The sequence below is a fragment of the Nocardia sp. NPDC049935 genome (genome assembly GCF_055586645.1).
Genome location: NZ_JBVJHV010000002.1, coordinates 477,713 through 492,492, shown reverse-complemented (window position 1 = coordinate 492,492; position 14,780 = coordinate 477,713). Strand labels below are relative to the sequence as shown.

16 protein-coding genes are annotated in these 14,780 nt (G+C 69.0%); 8 read left to right on the top strand and 8 right to left on the bottom strand.

The window, feature by feature from the left end; all coding sequences use genetic code 11:
- Positions 1-32: 32 nt before the first annotated feature.
- Positions 33-380 carry a VOC family protein gene (locus ACZ6SF_RS10505; RefSeq protein ID WP_466061778.1) on the top strand — a complete coding sequence of 116 codons (348 nt, stop codon included), beginning with the start codon at positions 33-35 and terminating at the stop codon, positions 378-380.
- Positions 381-609: 229 nt separating this feature from the next.
- Positions 610-954, top strand: a complete 345-nt coding sequence (locus tag ACZ6SF_RS10500) for a hypothetical protein (RefSeq protein WP_466061776.1) — start codon at positions 610-612, stop codon at positions 952-954.
- Positions 955-991: 37 nt separating this feature from the next.
- On the opposite strand, the gene ACZ6SF_RS10495 is transcribed toward ACZ6SF_RS10500, so the two are convergent.
- The 4 genes from ACZ6SF_RS10495 to ACZ6SF_RS10480 all read right to left on the bottom strand — a co-directional run bounded on the left by ACZ6SF_RS10495 (position 992) and on the right by ACZ6SF_RS10480 (position 3,120).
- Entirely contained in the window at positions 992-1,489 is a 498-nt protein-coding gene (locus tag ACZ6SF_RS10495; protein ID WP_466061775.1) for a flavin reductase family protein, read from the bottom strand.
- Between the two features lie 10 nt (positions 1,490-1,499).
- Positions 1,500-2,009 carry an NADPH-dependent FMN reductase gene (locus ACZ6SF_RS10490; protein WP_466061774.1) on the bottom strand — a complete coding sequence of 170 codons (510 nt, stop codon included), beginning with the start codon at positions 2,007-2,009 and terminating at the stop codon, positions 1,500-1,502.
- Between the two features lie 51 nt (positions 2,010-2,060).
- Entirely contained in the window at positions 2,061-2,663 is a 603-nt protein-coding gene (locus tag ACZ6SF_RS10485) for a hypothetical protein (protein ID WP_466061773.1), read from the bottom strand.
- 124 nt (positions 2,664-2,787) lie between these two features.
- Positions 2,788-3,120 (bottom strand): hypothetical protein, encoded by a 333-nt coding sequence (locus ACZ6SF_RS10480; RefSeq protein WP_466061772.1) that lies wholly within the window; start codon positions 3,118-3,120, stop codon positions 2,788-2,790.
- 396 nt (positions 3,121-3,516) lie between these two features.
- Between ACZ6SF_RS10480 and ACZ6SF_RS10475 the strand changes: the two genes are divergently transcribed.
- On the top strand, positions 3,517-4,299 hold the full coding sequence (locus tag ACZ6SF_RS10475) for an alpha/beta fold hydrolase (protein ID WP_466061771.1): 783 nt from the start codon (positions 3,517-3,519) through the stop codon (positions 4,297-4,299).
- Positions 4,300-4,310: 11 nt separating this feature from the next.
- Here ACZ6SF_RS10475 and ACZ6SF_RS10470 read toward each other — a convergent pair whose 3' ends face one another.
- Positions 4,311-5,075, bottom strand: coding sequence for a crotonase/enoyl-CoA hydratase family protein (locus ACZ6SF_RS10470; protein ID WP_466061770.1), 765 nt, complete (start codon positions 5,073-5,075; stop codon positions 4,311-4,313).
- Entirely contained in the window at positions 5,072-6,595 is a 1,524-nt protein-coding gene (locus ACZ6SF_RS10465) for an acetyl-CoA acetyltransferase (protein WP_466061769.1), read from the bottom strand. Before ACZ6SF_RS10465 ends, ACZ6SF_RS10470 begins: the two co-directional genes overlap by 4 nt.
- A gap of 328 nt (positions 6,596-6,923) precedes the next feature.
- On the opposite strand from ACZ6SF_RS10465, the gene ACZ6SF_RS10460 reads away from it, so the two are divergent.
- From ACZ6SF_RS10460 to ACZ6SF_RS10450, 3 genes are all read left to right on the top strand, one after another.
- Positions 6,924-8,006, top strand: a complete 1,083-nt coding sequence (locus ACZ6SF_RS10460; protein WP_466061768.1) for a DUF4185 domain-containing protein — start codon at positions 6,924-6,926, stop codon at positions 8,004-8,006.
- A 73-nt stretch (positions 8,007-8,079) separates the two neighbouring features.
- Complete coding sequence (locus ACZ6SF_RS10455; protein ID WP_466061767.1) at positions 8,080-9,324, top strand: erythromycin esterase family protein; 1,245 nt, start codon at positions 8,080-8,082, stop codon at positions 9,322-9,324.
- A 44-nt stretch (positions 9,325-9,368) separates the two neighbouring features.
- Entirely contained in the window at positions 9,369-10,034 is a 666-nt protein-coding gene (locus tag ACZ6SF_RS10450; RefSeq protein WP_466061766.1) for a class I SAM-dependent methyltransferase, read from the top strand.
- Here ACZ6SF_RS10450 and ACZ6SF_RS10445 read toward each other — a convergent pair.
- Positions 10,031-10,912, bottom strand: coding sequence for an SDR family oxidoreductase (locus tag ACZ6SF_RS10445; protein WP_466061765.1), 882 nt, complete (start codon positions 10,910-10,912; stop codon positions 10,031-10,033). The genes ACZ6SF_RS10450 and ACZ6SF_RS10445 overlap by 4 nt on opposite strands.
- 83 nt (positions 10,913-10,995) lie before the next feature.
- Positions 10,996-11,607, bottom strand: a complete 612-nt coding sequence (locus tag ACZ6SF_RS10440) for an alpha/beta hydrolase family protein (RefSeq protein ID WP_466061764.1) — start codon at positions 11,605-11,607, stop codon at positions 10,996-10,998.
- A gap of 273 nt (positions 11,608-11,880) precedes the next feature.
- Between ACZ6SF_RS10440 and ACZ6SF_RS10435 the strand changes: the two genes are divergently transcribed.
- Both ACZ6SF_RS10435 and ACZ6SF_RS10430 read left to right on the top strand, forming a co-directional pair.
- Complete coding sequence (locus ACZ6SF_RS10435; RefSeq protein ID WP_466062251.1) at positions 11,881-13,716, top strand: acyl-CoA dehydrogenase; 1,836 nt, start codon at positions 11,881-11,883, stop codon at positions 13,714-13,716.
- Positions 13,717-13,978: 262 nt separating this feature from the next.
- Entirely contained in the window at positions 13,979-14,686 is a 708-nt protein-coding gene (locus ACZ6SF_RS10430; protein ID WP_466061763.1) for an MspA family porin, read from the top strand.
- Positions 14,687-14,780 lie beyond the last annotated feature (94 nt).

The following is a 14,780-nucleotide window of genomic DNA, read 5'->3' as shown; positions in this document are numbered from 1 at the left end:
GGGACCCGGAGTGGGTGGGTTAGCGTGCGCGCATGGTGAACGGTCTGCACGCGATCGTGTTCAGCCCGGAGGCCGAGAAGGTCCGGGCCTTCTTCCGGGATGTGCTCGAATGGGAGTCCGTGGACGCAGGGGGCGGCTGGCCGATCTTCGCCGCGCCGCCGGCCGAGCTGGCCGTCCATCCGGCCGAGGCACCCGGCCACGGCCTCTACCTCATGTGCGACGACCTCGAGGCGACGCTGGCCGGGTTCCGGGCCAAGGGTGTCGAGTTGTCCACAGGTGTGACGGACCAGGGCTGGGGACTACTCGCCGCGGTGCGGCTGCCCGACGGGAGCGAACTGCCGGTCTATCAGCCGCGTCACCCGTCGCCGCCGCGGAGCTGACCGCGCTATTCCGCAACAGATTGGTAATCGGCGCGGAATATGTTCTCGCGCATTCGGTTCGGAATGGACAATGGCGCATTTTTACCAGGAGTGGAATGGCCGCGGCGGGGTATGAACACCAGGATTCATATTCGAGGCAAGAGAGACCGGCCGAGTGACCCAGCTGCGCCATTCCCGTAACGACGCAATCTCACGCACCGACTCCGCTTCACGAACCGAGGAGATTGCATTGCTCAAGATTGTTTCCGCCGCCGCTGCCGCGCTGTCCGGGATGGCGCTCGCCGTCGCGGGCTTCGGACTCACGGGCTATGCCCAGGCCGCGCCCATTCCCGGGGTTTCCCCGGACGCTCAGGTGCATTCGCGGCTCGCCGTGCTCGGTGCGGATCGCCCCGATGCCGTGGTGCTCGCGGGCCAGGTGTGCGGAATCCTGCACAGCGATCCCACGCCCGCCGGAAAGCGCACGGCCCGCAATCACCTGCTGGACGCCGGTGTCGCGCCCGGGATGCAGGACGGCTGGACGCTGGGCACGATGGTCGATGTGAAATGCCCGGAAATGGTGCCGGTACTGCGCTGAGACGCCGATCCGGCCGGGATCGGGTCGCCCGGCCGGCTCAGCCGGCGCGCAGGAGCCGGAAGCGGGAGCCGTGGAAAACCAGCGGTTCCCGGTCCGGGTGCAGGGCCAGCCGATGGATGCGCAGGATCACCACCGTGTGGTCGCCGGCGGGGACATGGGCCTCGGGGGTGCCCTCGATCCACACCGACGCGCCCTGGATGAAGACCGCCTCACCGGTGCCGTCGTGGAGTTCCAGGCCCTCGAAGCGGTCGCCGTCGCGGGCGCTGAGTGAGCGGGCGGCGCCCTGCTGATCGGTCCCCAGCAGGCTCAGGCCGAGATGGCCGGCGTGGACGAGCCGGGTCCAGGTGGCCGAGGTGTTCTGGATACAGAACGAGACGAGCGGCGGATCCAGGGAGACGGGGACGAAGGTGCTCACCGCCAGCCCGTCCGGTTTCCCGTCGATACGGGCGCACACCGCCACCACTCCGCTGGGGAAATTCGCGAAGGCCCGGCGCAGACCGGTGCCGTCGGCGGGGGTTTCGAAGATATCGGTCATAGCGGGCCCTTCACTTCGTGCGGGATACCTCGGCCGAGAGCGCATGCGCCACCGGCCGCCAGCGTTCGGCGTACGCCGCGAGAACTCCGTCCTCGGTGTAGGTCCGGTCGGAGAGGTACAGCCCGGGCAACGCGGTGGTCGCGCCGAGTTCCACCAGAACCGGTTTGAGCAGCAGGTCCGGGGCGAGTGCGTGCGCGGGCCCGGCGCCGAGCATCAGCGGGACGGCCAGCACTCCGGCCAGGCCGGTTCCGCCGTCGAACTGTTCCAGGAAGAGTTTCAGCAATCCGGTGTAGGTGGCTTTGAAGGTGGGGCTGGCGAAGATCACCAACTCCGAACCGGCGACCGTCCGCACGGCCTCGGCGACCGTGGGATCGCCCCAGCCGAGCAGTCGCGGGCCGTAGTCGACCAGGTCGAGAACCGCGGGCTCGGTATCGGGCCGCAGCGCCTCGGCGAGGGCGACGGCCGCGGACAATGTGCGCGACGCCGGTTTGGGATTGCCGACAACCACCGTCACGGTCACCGCGATGCCTCCTGCCCCCGGTGCGAACCGGGCTCGACGTGCCTGCGCCGATCAGTTCAGCATCGGTTGCCCGCCGGAACAAGGGTTGCGCTCCGCGCGATCACAACCGGCGGTCTGGGCCAGCACGTACAGTCCGCGCGGCAGGCGGGGCGAATCGCGGTAGCGCGGACGGTCCGCGGCGAGCGGCAGGAAGCCGGCCAGGCCGCCGCGATCACCGGCGACGAAGGTCAGATCGGTGCTGGCGGCGATCTCGCCGAGGGATTCCGGGGTCACGAATTCCACCAGGAAGGCGCCGCCGCGTTCCAGGAAGTCGCCGAGCCGGGCACCCGTTTCGAAGGGGTATTCCACGCTGACGCCGACATAGCCGTCGAATCTGATCCGCGCGGTGCGCCGGGCGCCCGCGCCGGGCCGGCGACGCGGCCGGATACCGCCGCCGACGACCGGGGGATGCGTGCCGTGCCGCAGCGCGCGCTGGTCCCGGTCGCTGTAGAGCGCGACCTCGAATCCGGCGTCGAGCAACCCCAGCGCCGAGGTGACGCCCAGCGGGTCCGCGCCTATCACCGCGGCCGTACGCGCGGCCGGTGCGCGCGAATTATGTGCTGCCATGGTGGCATGCTGCAGGCCGGTGATTCCCGTACGCAGTATTGCGCTCACCGAGAATCATTTCCGGAAGCGGCTCACCGGGCGAAATGCGTTGGTGTGCCGAATATCTCGGATTCACACGAGCCGGGCGGCCGAGACCGCGCGGCCCGTGTGCCGAATCGATCGCCGGAAAGGGCTACTGCGCGTTCCCGAGGCATTCGCTGACGATCTTGTTGGTCGCCGCGCGCGCCTTGTCGGCGTCCTCCTGACTCATACCGAGGGTTTCCGGATCGGCCATCCGGGTGTCGAATTCGTCGCTGACCATGGTCTGCAGACCGTCCTGCGAAATGCCCTCGGAAATGTAGAGTTTCGCGGCGCAGTCGGCGAAGGCCGGATCCTGCAGACCCTTCTCCTGCAGGGACTTGGACAGATCCGCTTCGGTCAGCGCGGGTGCGGATTCGGTATCGCTACCGCAGGCCGCCAGCAGCGGCAGAATGACGAAGGTCGCGGCAATAAGGGTCTTCCGCACCGGGTTCCTCTCTCAGATGTATCACCTGGACGCCGCGTCGGCCGCGGATTCGATACCGGGCCACCCGTATGACGTCCACGCATGTGTGTAGTCGCAGTCACACTCGCGCCGCAACTCGGGGCCGCAAATTCCGATATGCCTCACAGTCGGGATCGGCGCAGGTCCGGCCGGGGGCGGGCTTCCGGCGCGCCCGTGTCCGGGGCGTGCGGGCCCGGCGAGATGGCGATTTGCGACATTCGGCAGATCGTGTCTCTTCGATATCGGCCCGCGCACCGACTGTCAGCCCTGCTTGCGCCGCCCACGGCGCCGAGCCGGGCAATCCCGCTATAGCAGAACTGAGGGCCCGTGCCTGCTGTTAGTGTTTCCCCGAATCCCGTAGCGATCGGAAGAACCGGCATGACGACCCTCGAGCATCATCGTGAAGGCAGCGGCGAACCCCTGGTTCTGGTGCACGGGGTGGGCAGCAGATGGCAGGTGTGGGAACCGATCATCGGCACGCTGGCCGAACACTTCGACGTGATCGCGGTCGACCTGCCCGGCTTCGGTGGATCGGCGCCGCTGCCGCGCACCACCGTCGACACCCTCACCGACGCCCTCGCCGATTTCCTGGCCGCCGAAGGTATCGAGAAACCCCATCTGGCCGGCAACTCGATGGGCGGCGGGATCTGCCTGAATCTGGGCGCCCGCGGTCTGGCCCGTTCGGTGACCGCGTACTCGCCGATCTTCTTCTGGGATACTCCGGGCCGGATCTGGTGCCAGCAGTCGCTGGGACGTTCGGGGACCCTCGGCCGGCTGCTCGGGCCCGCGATACCGAAGGTGCTGGCCAACCCGGTGGGACGGACCGCGTTCCTGGGCCTGGTGTTCGGGAAACCGTGGGCGGTCACCCCGCAGATAGCCCTCGATACCGCGAACGGGGCCGTCGGCTCCCTGGGCTTCGCGCCGGCACTGGCTTCCTTCACCGACGCGAAACTGCGGGACCCCGCGGCCCTCGCGGATATTCCGGTGACGATCGCCTGGGGCAATCGCGACATCCTGCTCACCTACGCGACCCAGAGCCGCCGGGCCCGCGAGGTGCTGCCGTTCGCCCGGCACATCACGCTGGAGGGCAGCGGGCACACCCCGTTCTACGACGACCCCGCCGCGTGCGCCCGGATCCTGCTGGACCGGGCGGCACGCTAGCGGAGGGCCGCTCAGCGTCCCTGCCAGACCGGATCGCGCTTCTCGGCGAAGGCCAGCGCTCCTTCGGCGGCGTCCTTGGAGACCAGGGCGGGCAGGGCGATCTCGCCCTGTTTTGCGAAACCCTCGGCCGCGGTCCAGTCGGGGCTCTCATCGATGATCCGCTTACTGGCGGCCACCGCCAGCGGCGCCGCCGCGGCGATCTCACCGGCCAGTTCCAGCGCGACCTCGAGCGCCTCGCCCGGTTCGGTCACCCGGTTCACGAGGCCCAGCTGGTGCAGGCGTTCCGCGCTGATCCGGCCGCCGGTCAGCGCCAGTTCCGCGGCCGTGCTGCGGGGCAGTCGCTGGGTCAGCCGCATCACGCCGCCCGCGGCCGCCACCAGTCCCCGCTTCACCTCCGGGAGCCCGAATTTCGCGTCCCGGGCGGCCACGATGAGGTCACCGGAGAGCGCCAGCTCGAATCCGCCGGCGAGCGCGAAACCCTCCACCGCCGAGATCATCGGCTTCACCGGGGGTTTCGCGGTGATCCCGAGCGGCCCGCGGCGTTCGGTGACCGGTACCTCGCCACGCGACATGGCGATCAGATCCATACCGGCGCTGAAGGTTCCGTCGGCGCCGGTGAGTACCAGGACCCGGGCCGTATCGTCGGCCTCGAATTCGTCGATGGCGGCCTCGAGGGCCTTCGCGGTGGCCAGGTCGACGGCGTTGCGCGCCTGGGGCCGGTTCACCGTGAGCACGGTGATCGCGTCACACCGGTCCAGGAGCACGGGTTCGGTCATCGGGCGGTCCTCTCGCTGAGCAGCGTGAAACGATCTGCGGCGGTGATATCGACGGTGGCGCCCAAACGGTCGCCGGTGGTGCAGGCGGCGACGGTCTCGCTGTCGGTCGCCCGGACAAGTATGCGGGCCCCGGCCGGGTTCAACGCACTCACCACCACCGCTTCCGGTTCGTCGCCGTCGGCGCCCTTGCGGTACGGGACCGTATAGGCCTCCACGACCGCCGGGCCGGTGTAGCCGGGGGCGGTATCGCGCCGGGCCACCGGGACATCGGCCTCCACCGGCGTGAACAGCTCGGCAGGCGGGCGCGCCGAGTACACCCCGACTCCGTGCTTGGTGATGTACCAGCCGAGCGCGGTGGTGAGGCCGTAGTCGTCCGGATTGCGGCGCAGCACCTGGGCCATCGCGGCGATGCCGTGGGTGCTGTAGTTGTTACCCGGGCCGCCACCGAAGGTGAGACCACCGGTGACGGTGAGCGGACGGGCGGGATCGTCGATCGGCAGACCCAGGGCCGCGGCCCCGACCTGGACGGCCACCGGGAAGCAGGAGTACAGGTCGATATGGGCGATATCGTCGATACCCACACCCGCTCCCGCCAGCGCCGCGCGCCCGGCCGCCGCGATGGCCGGGGAGGCGGCCATCTCGGTGCGTTCGGAGACGAACCAGGTGTCGGTGGCGGTCGCGCCGCCGTGCGGGAAGACCCAGAGATCCCGCGGCACTCCGGCGGCGTCGGCCGCGGCGGCACTGCACAGGATGAGGCCCGCCCCCTGGTCGACGGTCAGGTTCGCCATCAGCAGCTTGGGATAGGGGGTGCACACCATCCGGTTGTCGGGTCCGGTGGTGACCAGCTCGGACACCTCGCGCGCGGCCGGTAGCCACGCGTAGGGGTTACGGGCGGCGACCTCGGAGAACCTCGACCACAGCCCGCCGATCCGGGCCAGGTGCGATTCCTGGTCCAGGCCGAGACGGTTCCGCATGGCCGATTCCATCAGCGCGTAGACGAAGATCGGGCCCCAGAGCCCGGCGGCGGTCTCCATCGCGGTGCTCGGGGCGTCGTCGGAACCGATCACGCGGCCGGGCCGGGCGGTTTCGTCCTGTTCGGGCCAGTCCGGTTCGGTTCCGGCCCGTTTGGCCGCGTTCCACGAGGCCACCGCTTCGGCGCCGCAGATCAGCGCGATATCGGTTTTACCGGCCGCGATCTCGCCGCCCAGCAGGTTCAGCAGGCGCTGGGGGGCGTCGCCGCCGTAGCGGGCCGATTGCACGGTCCGCTTCGGCGTGATGCCCAGCTCGGCCGCCACCAGCGAACCCAGATCGGGGTAGGTCCGGCTGACCGGGGACACCGAGGCGATCACATCGGCCGACCGCAGCAGCGCCTCGCCGGCGCCGCTGTCGGCGGCGGCACGGCGCAGGGATTCCGCCGCCAGCGCCACCGGACCGGGCAGGCCCGCTTCACCGGGCCGGTGCACGATCTGGCCGACTCCGACGAGCACCGGTGTGCGCGGGTCCATTCCGGCTGGCAGCATGCGTCCTCCGCTTCTTCGCTGAAGTAACCCGCCGATATGCGCGGTTAACTTCTCGATTAGACCATGTAGTGGTCTATGCCGCTGGGGGCCGGACTTTCCACCGCTGAACGGACGCGACGCCGGAGCCGGGCCGGACTCGTCGATAACACCTTCGCAGACCGGCGGGGGAATTGGCTGGTGCGGCCGTGTCCACTGCTAACATGTCCGGCGATCTGCGAGCTATTCGAAAATGTGCGCCCGTATCCGATCGAGGCGCTCCCCATTTGACCGCGGCGTTTTTACGTGACCCGGAGGTCCGACGGACTTGAAGAGAACCGGATCCATCCTGATGACTTTGCTGGCGGGCGCATCTGCCGCCTTACTGGCGGCCACCGCACCGGCCGCGGCGAATCCCAACGCCATCAACCCGATACCGGTGCTGAACGGCACCGCCGGGCTTCCCCAGTTACACGGCGCGACCCGGGCGGTTTTCCAGGTGACCGGGATGGCCAGCCCCAACAGCACCCACAACTACAACATGCTGGGCACCGATCTCGGCATCATGTGGGATAACGGGAACGGCGAAATGCTGACCGCTTTCGGCGATACGGCCGGGGTCGGTTTCCCCAATCTGCTCGCCGGCAGTATGTGGGCGTGGCGCAGCAATGTGCTGGTCCGCAGCCATACCCAGGATCCCCGGAACGGGATCTTCTTCGACAGCGTGGTGCGGGACGTATTCGGTCAGGCCCGCGATCTGATCCCCAGCCCGAAGATTCCGCTGCTCGAGATCAGTCGTATTCCGACCGCCGGGATATCGGTCGGCGGCGTACAGTACATGAGCCTGATGTCGGTGAAGACCTGGGACACCCCCGGCGACTGGACCACCAATTACTCGGGACTGGCGGCCTCGGCCGACAATGGTGAGACATGGGCCGATCTGGCCTTCACCCGGCGGCCCAACGAGGGCGCGAACCGCAATTTCCAGATGAATTCCTTCGTGAAGGACGGCGGGTTCGTCTACGTTTACGGAACCGCTTCGGGCCGTGACAATGCCGCGTATGTCTCCCGTGTGCGGGAACCCGATATCCAGAACCTGGGCGCCTACGAATACTGGGACGGCGGGGCCTGGAAACACGGTGATGTGAATGCCGCGCGCCCGGTCATGCACGGCGTCGGGGAACTATCCGTGATGTGGAACGACTATCTGGGGCAGTTCGTCTCGCTGACCACGGATCCGTTCAATTCGGTGGTTATGCGGACCGCGCCGGCGCCGGCCGGACCGTGGAGCGAACCACGGGTATTGATCGACGCCCGGGAATTGCCGACGGCATACGCCCCGTCGATTTTCCCCTACCAGACCGGTAGCGATCTGTACTTCATGACCACCGTGCACAACCAGTACAACGTCGTCCTGATGCGCACCCGGTTGTGAACCCGCCCTTGACCTGAAGTATTGTTGAGGTACAAGGCTGGTCCCCGACGCCGATACGCGACCGGGAGGACCCATGACCAGCACCGCCCCATCCAGTAGCACCGACGCGGTTTCCGAATGGCTGCGCGGCGCGGCCCGGCCGATCCACAGCACCGGGCCCGCCGCCACCGGACCGGACCTGCGGCCGCTGACCGACCGCCTGGCCACCGCCCGGGTGGTCGGTCTCGGCGAATCCACCCGCTTCTCCCGGCAGACCTACGGGGTCCGGGAGCGGATCCTGCGGACCCTGGTGACCGAGCACGGTTTCCGCGCCCTGGCCCTGCAGGACAGCGCCCGCTCCGGAGCGCGGATGGACGCCTACGTGCGCACCGGCGCGGGCGATCCCGTGAGCGCGCTGGCCGAGGCCTGGCGTCCGCTGCGCACCGCCGAAACCGCCGCGACCCTCGAATGGATCCGCGCTCACAACATCGCCCACCCCGGCAACCGGGTCTCCGTATTCGGAGTGCAACCCCCGGCCGCCGGACCCGCGGATTACGACGCGCTCCTCGCCTACGCCGCGGCGCGGGCGCCCGAACGCCTCCCCGAGCTGGAAGCGCACCTGAACCCGATCCGCACCGCGCACCGGATCGACGAACATATCCAGCGCCACCGGGGAATCCATCCCGGCCGCCCGTTCGCCGAAGACGCCCGCGACGCGCTGGCGCTCGTCGAGTCGCTGGGGGCCGCCGACGGGGCCGGCCGCGATACGGCACTGGAGCACGCCCGGCTGATCGTGGCCTTCCACGAGAACAGTGTGGCCGGGCGCGGAGGTTTCGGCGGCGACGACGGCGGATCGGCGCAAACCCTGATCGACCGGCACGACGCCACCGGCGAGCGGATCGTCTACTGGGACGGTATCGGCCACACCGCCGCATCCGGGCTGCTCACCGGCGCGGAAACCACGGCCCGGATGCGCGGCGAGGGCAGCCGGTTGCGCGCCCGTTTCGGCGCGGACTACGCATCGGTGGCGATCGGCTTCCATCACGGCGACCTCGGCGCCGTCCGCGCACCGGACCCGGAGCCCGATCTGATCGATGCCGCGCTCGGCGCAGTGGATCTGCCCGCCTTCTACATCGATCTGCGCGACCCGGCGCCGGAGCCGGTGCGCGCGTGGCGGTCGGCGGCGGCGGGGCTGCGGGTCATCAGCGGGGTGTACGACCCGGCGAAGGACCGGGAGGCCCGCATGTCCGTCGACTCCCTGACGGCCGCGTTCGACATCCTGGTCCACATCCGCGAAACCACCCCCGTGGACTGGCTGCCCGAATCCACCGCGGATTGAGTGGCCCGGCACGGGACGACGGCCGCCTCCATACACTGGTCGGCATGAAGGCGGCCGATTGGGATGCGCGGTATGTGCAGAGCGACCTGGTGTGGGGGGCACCACCGAACAACACGGTGGTGGAGTTCGCCCACGGCCTCGACCGGCGCATACAGCTGCTCCCCGGGCCCGACGGCCGGGTCCCGGAGCTGCCCCGCGCCCTCGACCTCGCCTGCGGCGAAGGCCGCAACGCGCTGTGGCTGGCCACGCACGGCTGGCAGGTGCACGCGGTGGATTTCTCCCAGGTCGGAATCGACAAGGGGCGCACGGTCGCGACCCGGCTGACCCGGTCCATCCGGGAGCGGATCAGCTGGCAGTGCGCCGACCTCACCGAACCGGGGGCCGATATCGGCGGGCCCTACGAGCTCGTGCTCATGGTCTTCCTGCATCTACCGGCCGCGCAGCGCCGGGTCATGGTCCGGCGCGCGGCCGAACTGCTCACCCCGGGCGGGATGCTGCTGGTGCTCGGACACGACAGCGCGAATCCGGAGCGGGGGCACGGGGGTCCGCAGGATCCGGAGATCCTGTTCACGCCCGAGGACGTGGTGGCCGATCTGGGCGCCGATTCCGGGCTCGAGGTGGATACGGCCCGGCAGGTACTGCGGCCGACCGAGGCCGGGGACGCGATCGATGCCCTGGTGGTCGCGACGAAACCCGCACCCCGGGACTAGTCGTCGCCGAGGGCCTGGGTGCGGGCGCTGAACGAGCGGCCCAGCGCGGCGACCTCGGCGTCCATATCCGGCAGCCATTCCGGAACGGCCCGGCCGGAGAGCCGCTCGACGATCGGCGTCTGCAGCAGCGGTTTCAGCCAGCGCAGCGCACCGACCCAGGCGGGCACATCGATCCGCCTGGCGCGCCGATCGATCCCGCGCTCGAACCGGTCACCGCATTCCCGCAACGAGATCGTCTTACGCGCCGGACCCGGCAGGGTCGCGCGACCGCGCTCGGCCGCGGGCATATCGGTGAACGCTTCGCGCACGAGTGGCGTATCGATCCACGACATATGCGCCGACCCGACGTCGACCCCGTGATGCGCCACCTCCAGCCGGAGCGCGTTGGCGAAATGCTCCACCCCCGCTTTGGCGGCGTCGTAGGCGGTATTACCCGGCAGGGCCAGATAGGCGGCGACCGAAGAGACGATCAGCACGTACCCGTGCCGCTCGACAACCGACGGCAGGGCGGCACGCACGGTGTGGAAACAACCGAGCAGATCGACGTCGACGACGCGCGCGAAGGCGGCCGGGTCGACCTGCAGAACGGACCCGTAGCAGCCGATACCGGCATTGGCCACGACGATATCGATCCCGCCGAACCGCTCGACCCCCCGCGCGACCGCGGCCTCCATCGCCGCGAGATCGCGCACATCCGCCGGCACTGCCACGACTTCGCGCCCCCCGCCGAGCTCGGCGGCGAGGTCCCGGAGGGGCTCCGGATCGATATCGGTGAGAACCAGGTAAGCGCCCTGGGCGCGCATCCGCCGGGCGACCTCCGCGCCGATACCCCCGGCGGCGCCGGTGATGAATACGACCTTGCCGGATGAGGCGGCCATGGCTCCAGAGCCTAAACCCGCTGGTCGCGCTCCGAGAAGGCCTCGGCCGAGGTTGTGAGCGTCCCGTGACGCCACCGCACGGGTCAGGCGCGCCAGCGCCGGAACCAGGGCGCCAGCGTTTCCGCGATCGTGTCGAAACCCTTCTTGAAGGAATGGGGCTGGCCGGGTATCACCCGGACCTCCGCGGCATCGGCGCTGTCGGGAATACCGAAGGGGTCGCTGCCGCCGTTGATCACCACCACGTCGGCGGCCCCCGCCGCGAGCAGTTCGTCGCGCCGCGATTTCTCCGGCTTGCCCGGAGGGTGCAGCGGAAACGACAACGCCACGATCGCGCCGGCGCCGAGTTCGGTGGCGGTCCGGCAGGCCACCCGGGCACCGTTGCTGCGACCGCCCAGAACCAGCGGGAGTTCGGCACCTTCATCCGACCGGAACTCGGCGCGGAGCGCGTGCACCAGTTCGACCCAGGCGCGATCCTGGAGTTCGGGTTTACCGGGGGCGCGCCGGCCCGCCACCCGATAGGGCTGCAGCACCCGCGCCACCACGCCACCGGCCGCCAGCGCGGTATCGCGCACGGTCAGGATGTCGGGGGAATCCACCCCACCACCGGCGCCGTGCGTGAACACCAGCAGGAACGCCGGTTCGTCCGGCTGGTCGATCTCGGCCTCGGCGGGCCCGGCGCTGGTCTCGATCCGCACGCCTCACCCTAACCAGCCCGACCGGAAACACCCCGCCGACCGGCGGCGCGGCGGTCCGGGAACATCACGGATCGGATACCGGCCGTGCCCGGCGTGTTCGTCACGTCACAAAGCGCCCCGGCGCAATTGCCGAGCGCCTTACTCGTCGGTAATATACTCAGTAAAGTTACCCGCGAGTAGCATGCCGCCTTCCGGTAGCTACCCGATGGCAACAACGGGCGGGAACGGCACAGACACCGACCGCACCCGACTCAACGGAGAGTGAGTATCACAATGGGTCATTACAAGAGCAACGTCCGCGACCTGGAGTTCAACCTCTTCGAGGTACTCGGGCTCGGCAGCATCCTCGACTCCGGCGCCTACGGCGACCTGGACACCGACACGGTCAAGGAGATGCTGAACGAGGTCCGTCGCCTGGCCGAGGGACCGCTGGGCGAATCCTTCGCCGACGCCGACCGCAACCCCCCGGTCTTCGACCCCGAGACCCACACCGTCTCGCTCCCCGAATCCTTCAAGAAGAGCTACCGGAAGCTGCAGGAAGGCGGCTGGGACTCCTTCTCCGTCGACCCCGAACTGGGCGGCATCGACATCCCGCGCACCGCCTACTGGGCCATCGCCGAACTGATCCTCGGCGCGCAGCCCGCCGCGTTCATGTACGCGGCCGGCCCCGGCTTCGCCAACATCTTCTACAACAACGCCACCGAAGAGCAGAAGAAGTGGGCCAAGATCGCCGTCGAGCAGGGCTGGGGCGCCACCATGGTGCTCACCGAGCCCGACGCCGGTTCCGATGTGGGCGCGGGCCGCACCAAGGCCGTCCAGCAGGAGGACGGGTCCTGGCATATCGAGGGTGTGAAGCGTTTCATCACCTCGGCCGACTCCGATGACCTGTTCCCGAACATCATGCATCTGGTGCTCGCCCGCCCCGAGGGCGCGGGACCGGGCACCAAGGGCCTGTCGCTGTTCTTCGTCCCGAAGTTCCACTTCGACCACGAGACCGGCGAACTGGGCGAGCGCAACGGCGTTTTCGTCACCAATGTCGAGCACAAGATGGGCCTGAAGGTTTCGGCCACCTGTGAGGTCACCTTCGGTGGTCACGGTGTTCCGGCGCAGGGCTGGCTCGTGGGCGAGGTCCACCAGGGCATCGCGCAGATGTTCGAGGTCATCGAGCACGCGCGGATGATGGTGGGCACCAAGGCCATCGCCACCCTGTCCACCGGCTACCTCAACGCACTGGACTACGCCAAGGAGCGCGTCCAGGGTGCCGACCTGACCCAGATGACCGACAAGTCCGCGCCCCGGGTCACCATCACCCACCACCCGGATGTGCGGCGCAGCCTGGCCACCCAGAAGGCCTACGCCGAGGGCCTGCGCGCGGTGTACCTCTACACCGCCGCCCACCAGGACACCGATGTCGCGGCCGCCGTTTCCGGTGCGGACGCCGATACCGCGGCCCGGGTCAACGACCTGCTGCTGCCGATCGTCAAGGGCGTGGGTTCCGAGCGGGCCTACCAGTACCTGACCGAATCCCTGCAGACCCTGGGCGGGTCCGGCTTCCTGCAGGACTACCCGATCGAGCAGTACATCCGCGACGCCAAGATCGACTCGCTCTACGAGGGCACCACCGCGATCCAGGCGCAGGACTTCTTCTTCCGCAAGATCGCTCGCGATCGCGGTGTGGCCCTGGCCCATGTGGCCGGCCAGATCCAGAAGTTCATCGACTCCGAGGCGGGCAACGGCCGGCTCAAGGGCGAGCGGAAACTGCTGGCGACCGCGCTCGAGGATGTGCAGGCCATGGCCGCCACCCTCACCGGCCACCTCATGGGCGCCCAGGAACAGACCGACGAGCTGTACAAGGTCGGCCTGGGTTCGGTGCGGTTCCTGCTCTCGGTCGGCGACCTGCTGATCGGCTGGCAGCTGCTGCGTGCGGCCGAGGTCGCCGGCGCGGCCCTGGATGCCGGCGCCGACGGTGCCGACAAGGCCTTCTACCAGGGCAAGGTGGGCGTGGCGCAGTTCTTCGCCCGCAATATCCTGCCCGAGCTGACGGCCACCCGCGCCATCCTGTCCAACCTCGACAACGACATCATGGAGCTCGACGAAGCGGCCTTCTGACCCGCTTCCCGCTCGTCCCCGCGGCGGCCCGGAACCTTCCGGGCCGCCGCGTTTTTCGTCTGCGCACTCCCGGCTTCCGGCGCGAATCCGATCGCGATAAAGCCGGGTGCACTGCGTGGCAACTATCTTGCGGTATCGCCGGTGCGGTAGAAATACCGCGTCGCGCGCGGGTCCGGGTTGCCCGCACGAAGTTCGCGGCGCTGGTTCACGTGTGAGTTCGTTTGTGAAAGTTCCGATTCGATAATTACTCGACTGGAGCGTTATGAACCGCAGATACTCGTTCACGGTGGCCGTATTCGCCGCGGTGATATCGGCTGTCACCAGCACCGGATCCGCCACCGCCGGCGTCCCCGGGGAAATCTCCGTCGGCGGGCTGCACATCATCGCGGCGGTGGACTCCAACGGTGTCGTCCCGTCCGCCGAGACCGCAATGGGAGTGCCGTTCGTGCACGCGGTCAAGGTTTCCGGCAATTTCTCGGTCGCCCTGGACAGCAACGCGGCACTGCGCAGTGGTGAGATCGTGGCCGGGTACCTGATCGGCTGCGCCGTCGATATCGCCAACGGCATCTCCATCGGAATCTCCCCGAGCGTCGGCGCCTCCGCCGCCATCGCGCCCTCCATCGGCGTCGATTTCGGCGTCGACCTGGGTCTGGCCATCGACGCACCCCCCGAGATCGGCATCGGGGTGGGCGTGGGCGTCGCCGTCCAGCCGTCCGTCGGAGTGGAAAGCGGCCTCGCCGGAGAACTCGCCGTGAACCTGGCCCCCGGAACCGTCACGGCGGCGGTGATCGGCGCCACGGAACTCGACGAAGAGGCGACCTTCCCGTACACGTTCGCCCACAGCAATACCCCGCTGAACGTCAACGGTTGCCTCTCCCCCGCCTCCGCGATGCCGTTCGTCACCGTCCGCGCCGACGCGAGCAACAGCACCGCCCAGACCACCGGTTACGGCGACCCCTTCGTCTTCTGACAGCGTTCCCGCACCGTCTCGAGCAGGCCCGGCCCGCACTTTCCCCAGCAAGAGCGCCACCATCTCAGGAAGAAGTCATCCCGCGCGAACCGCT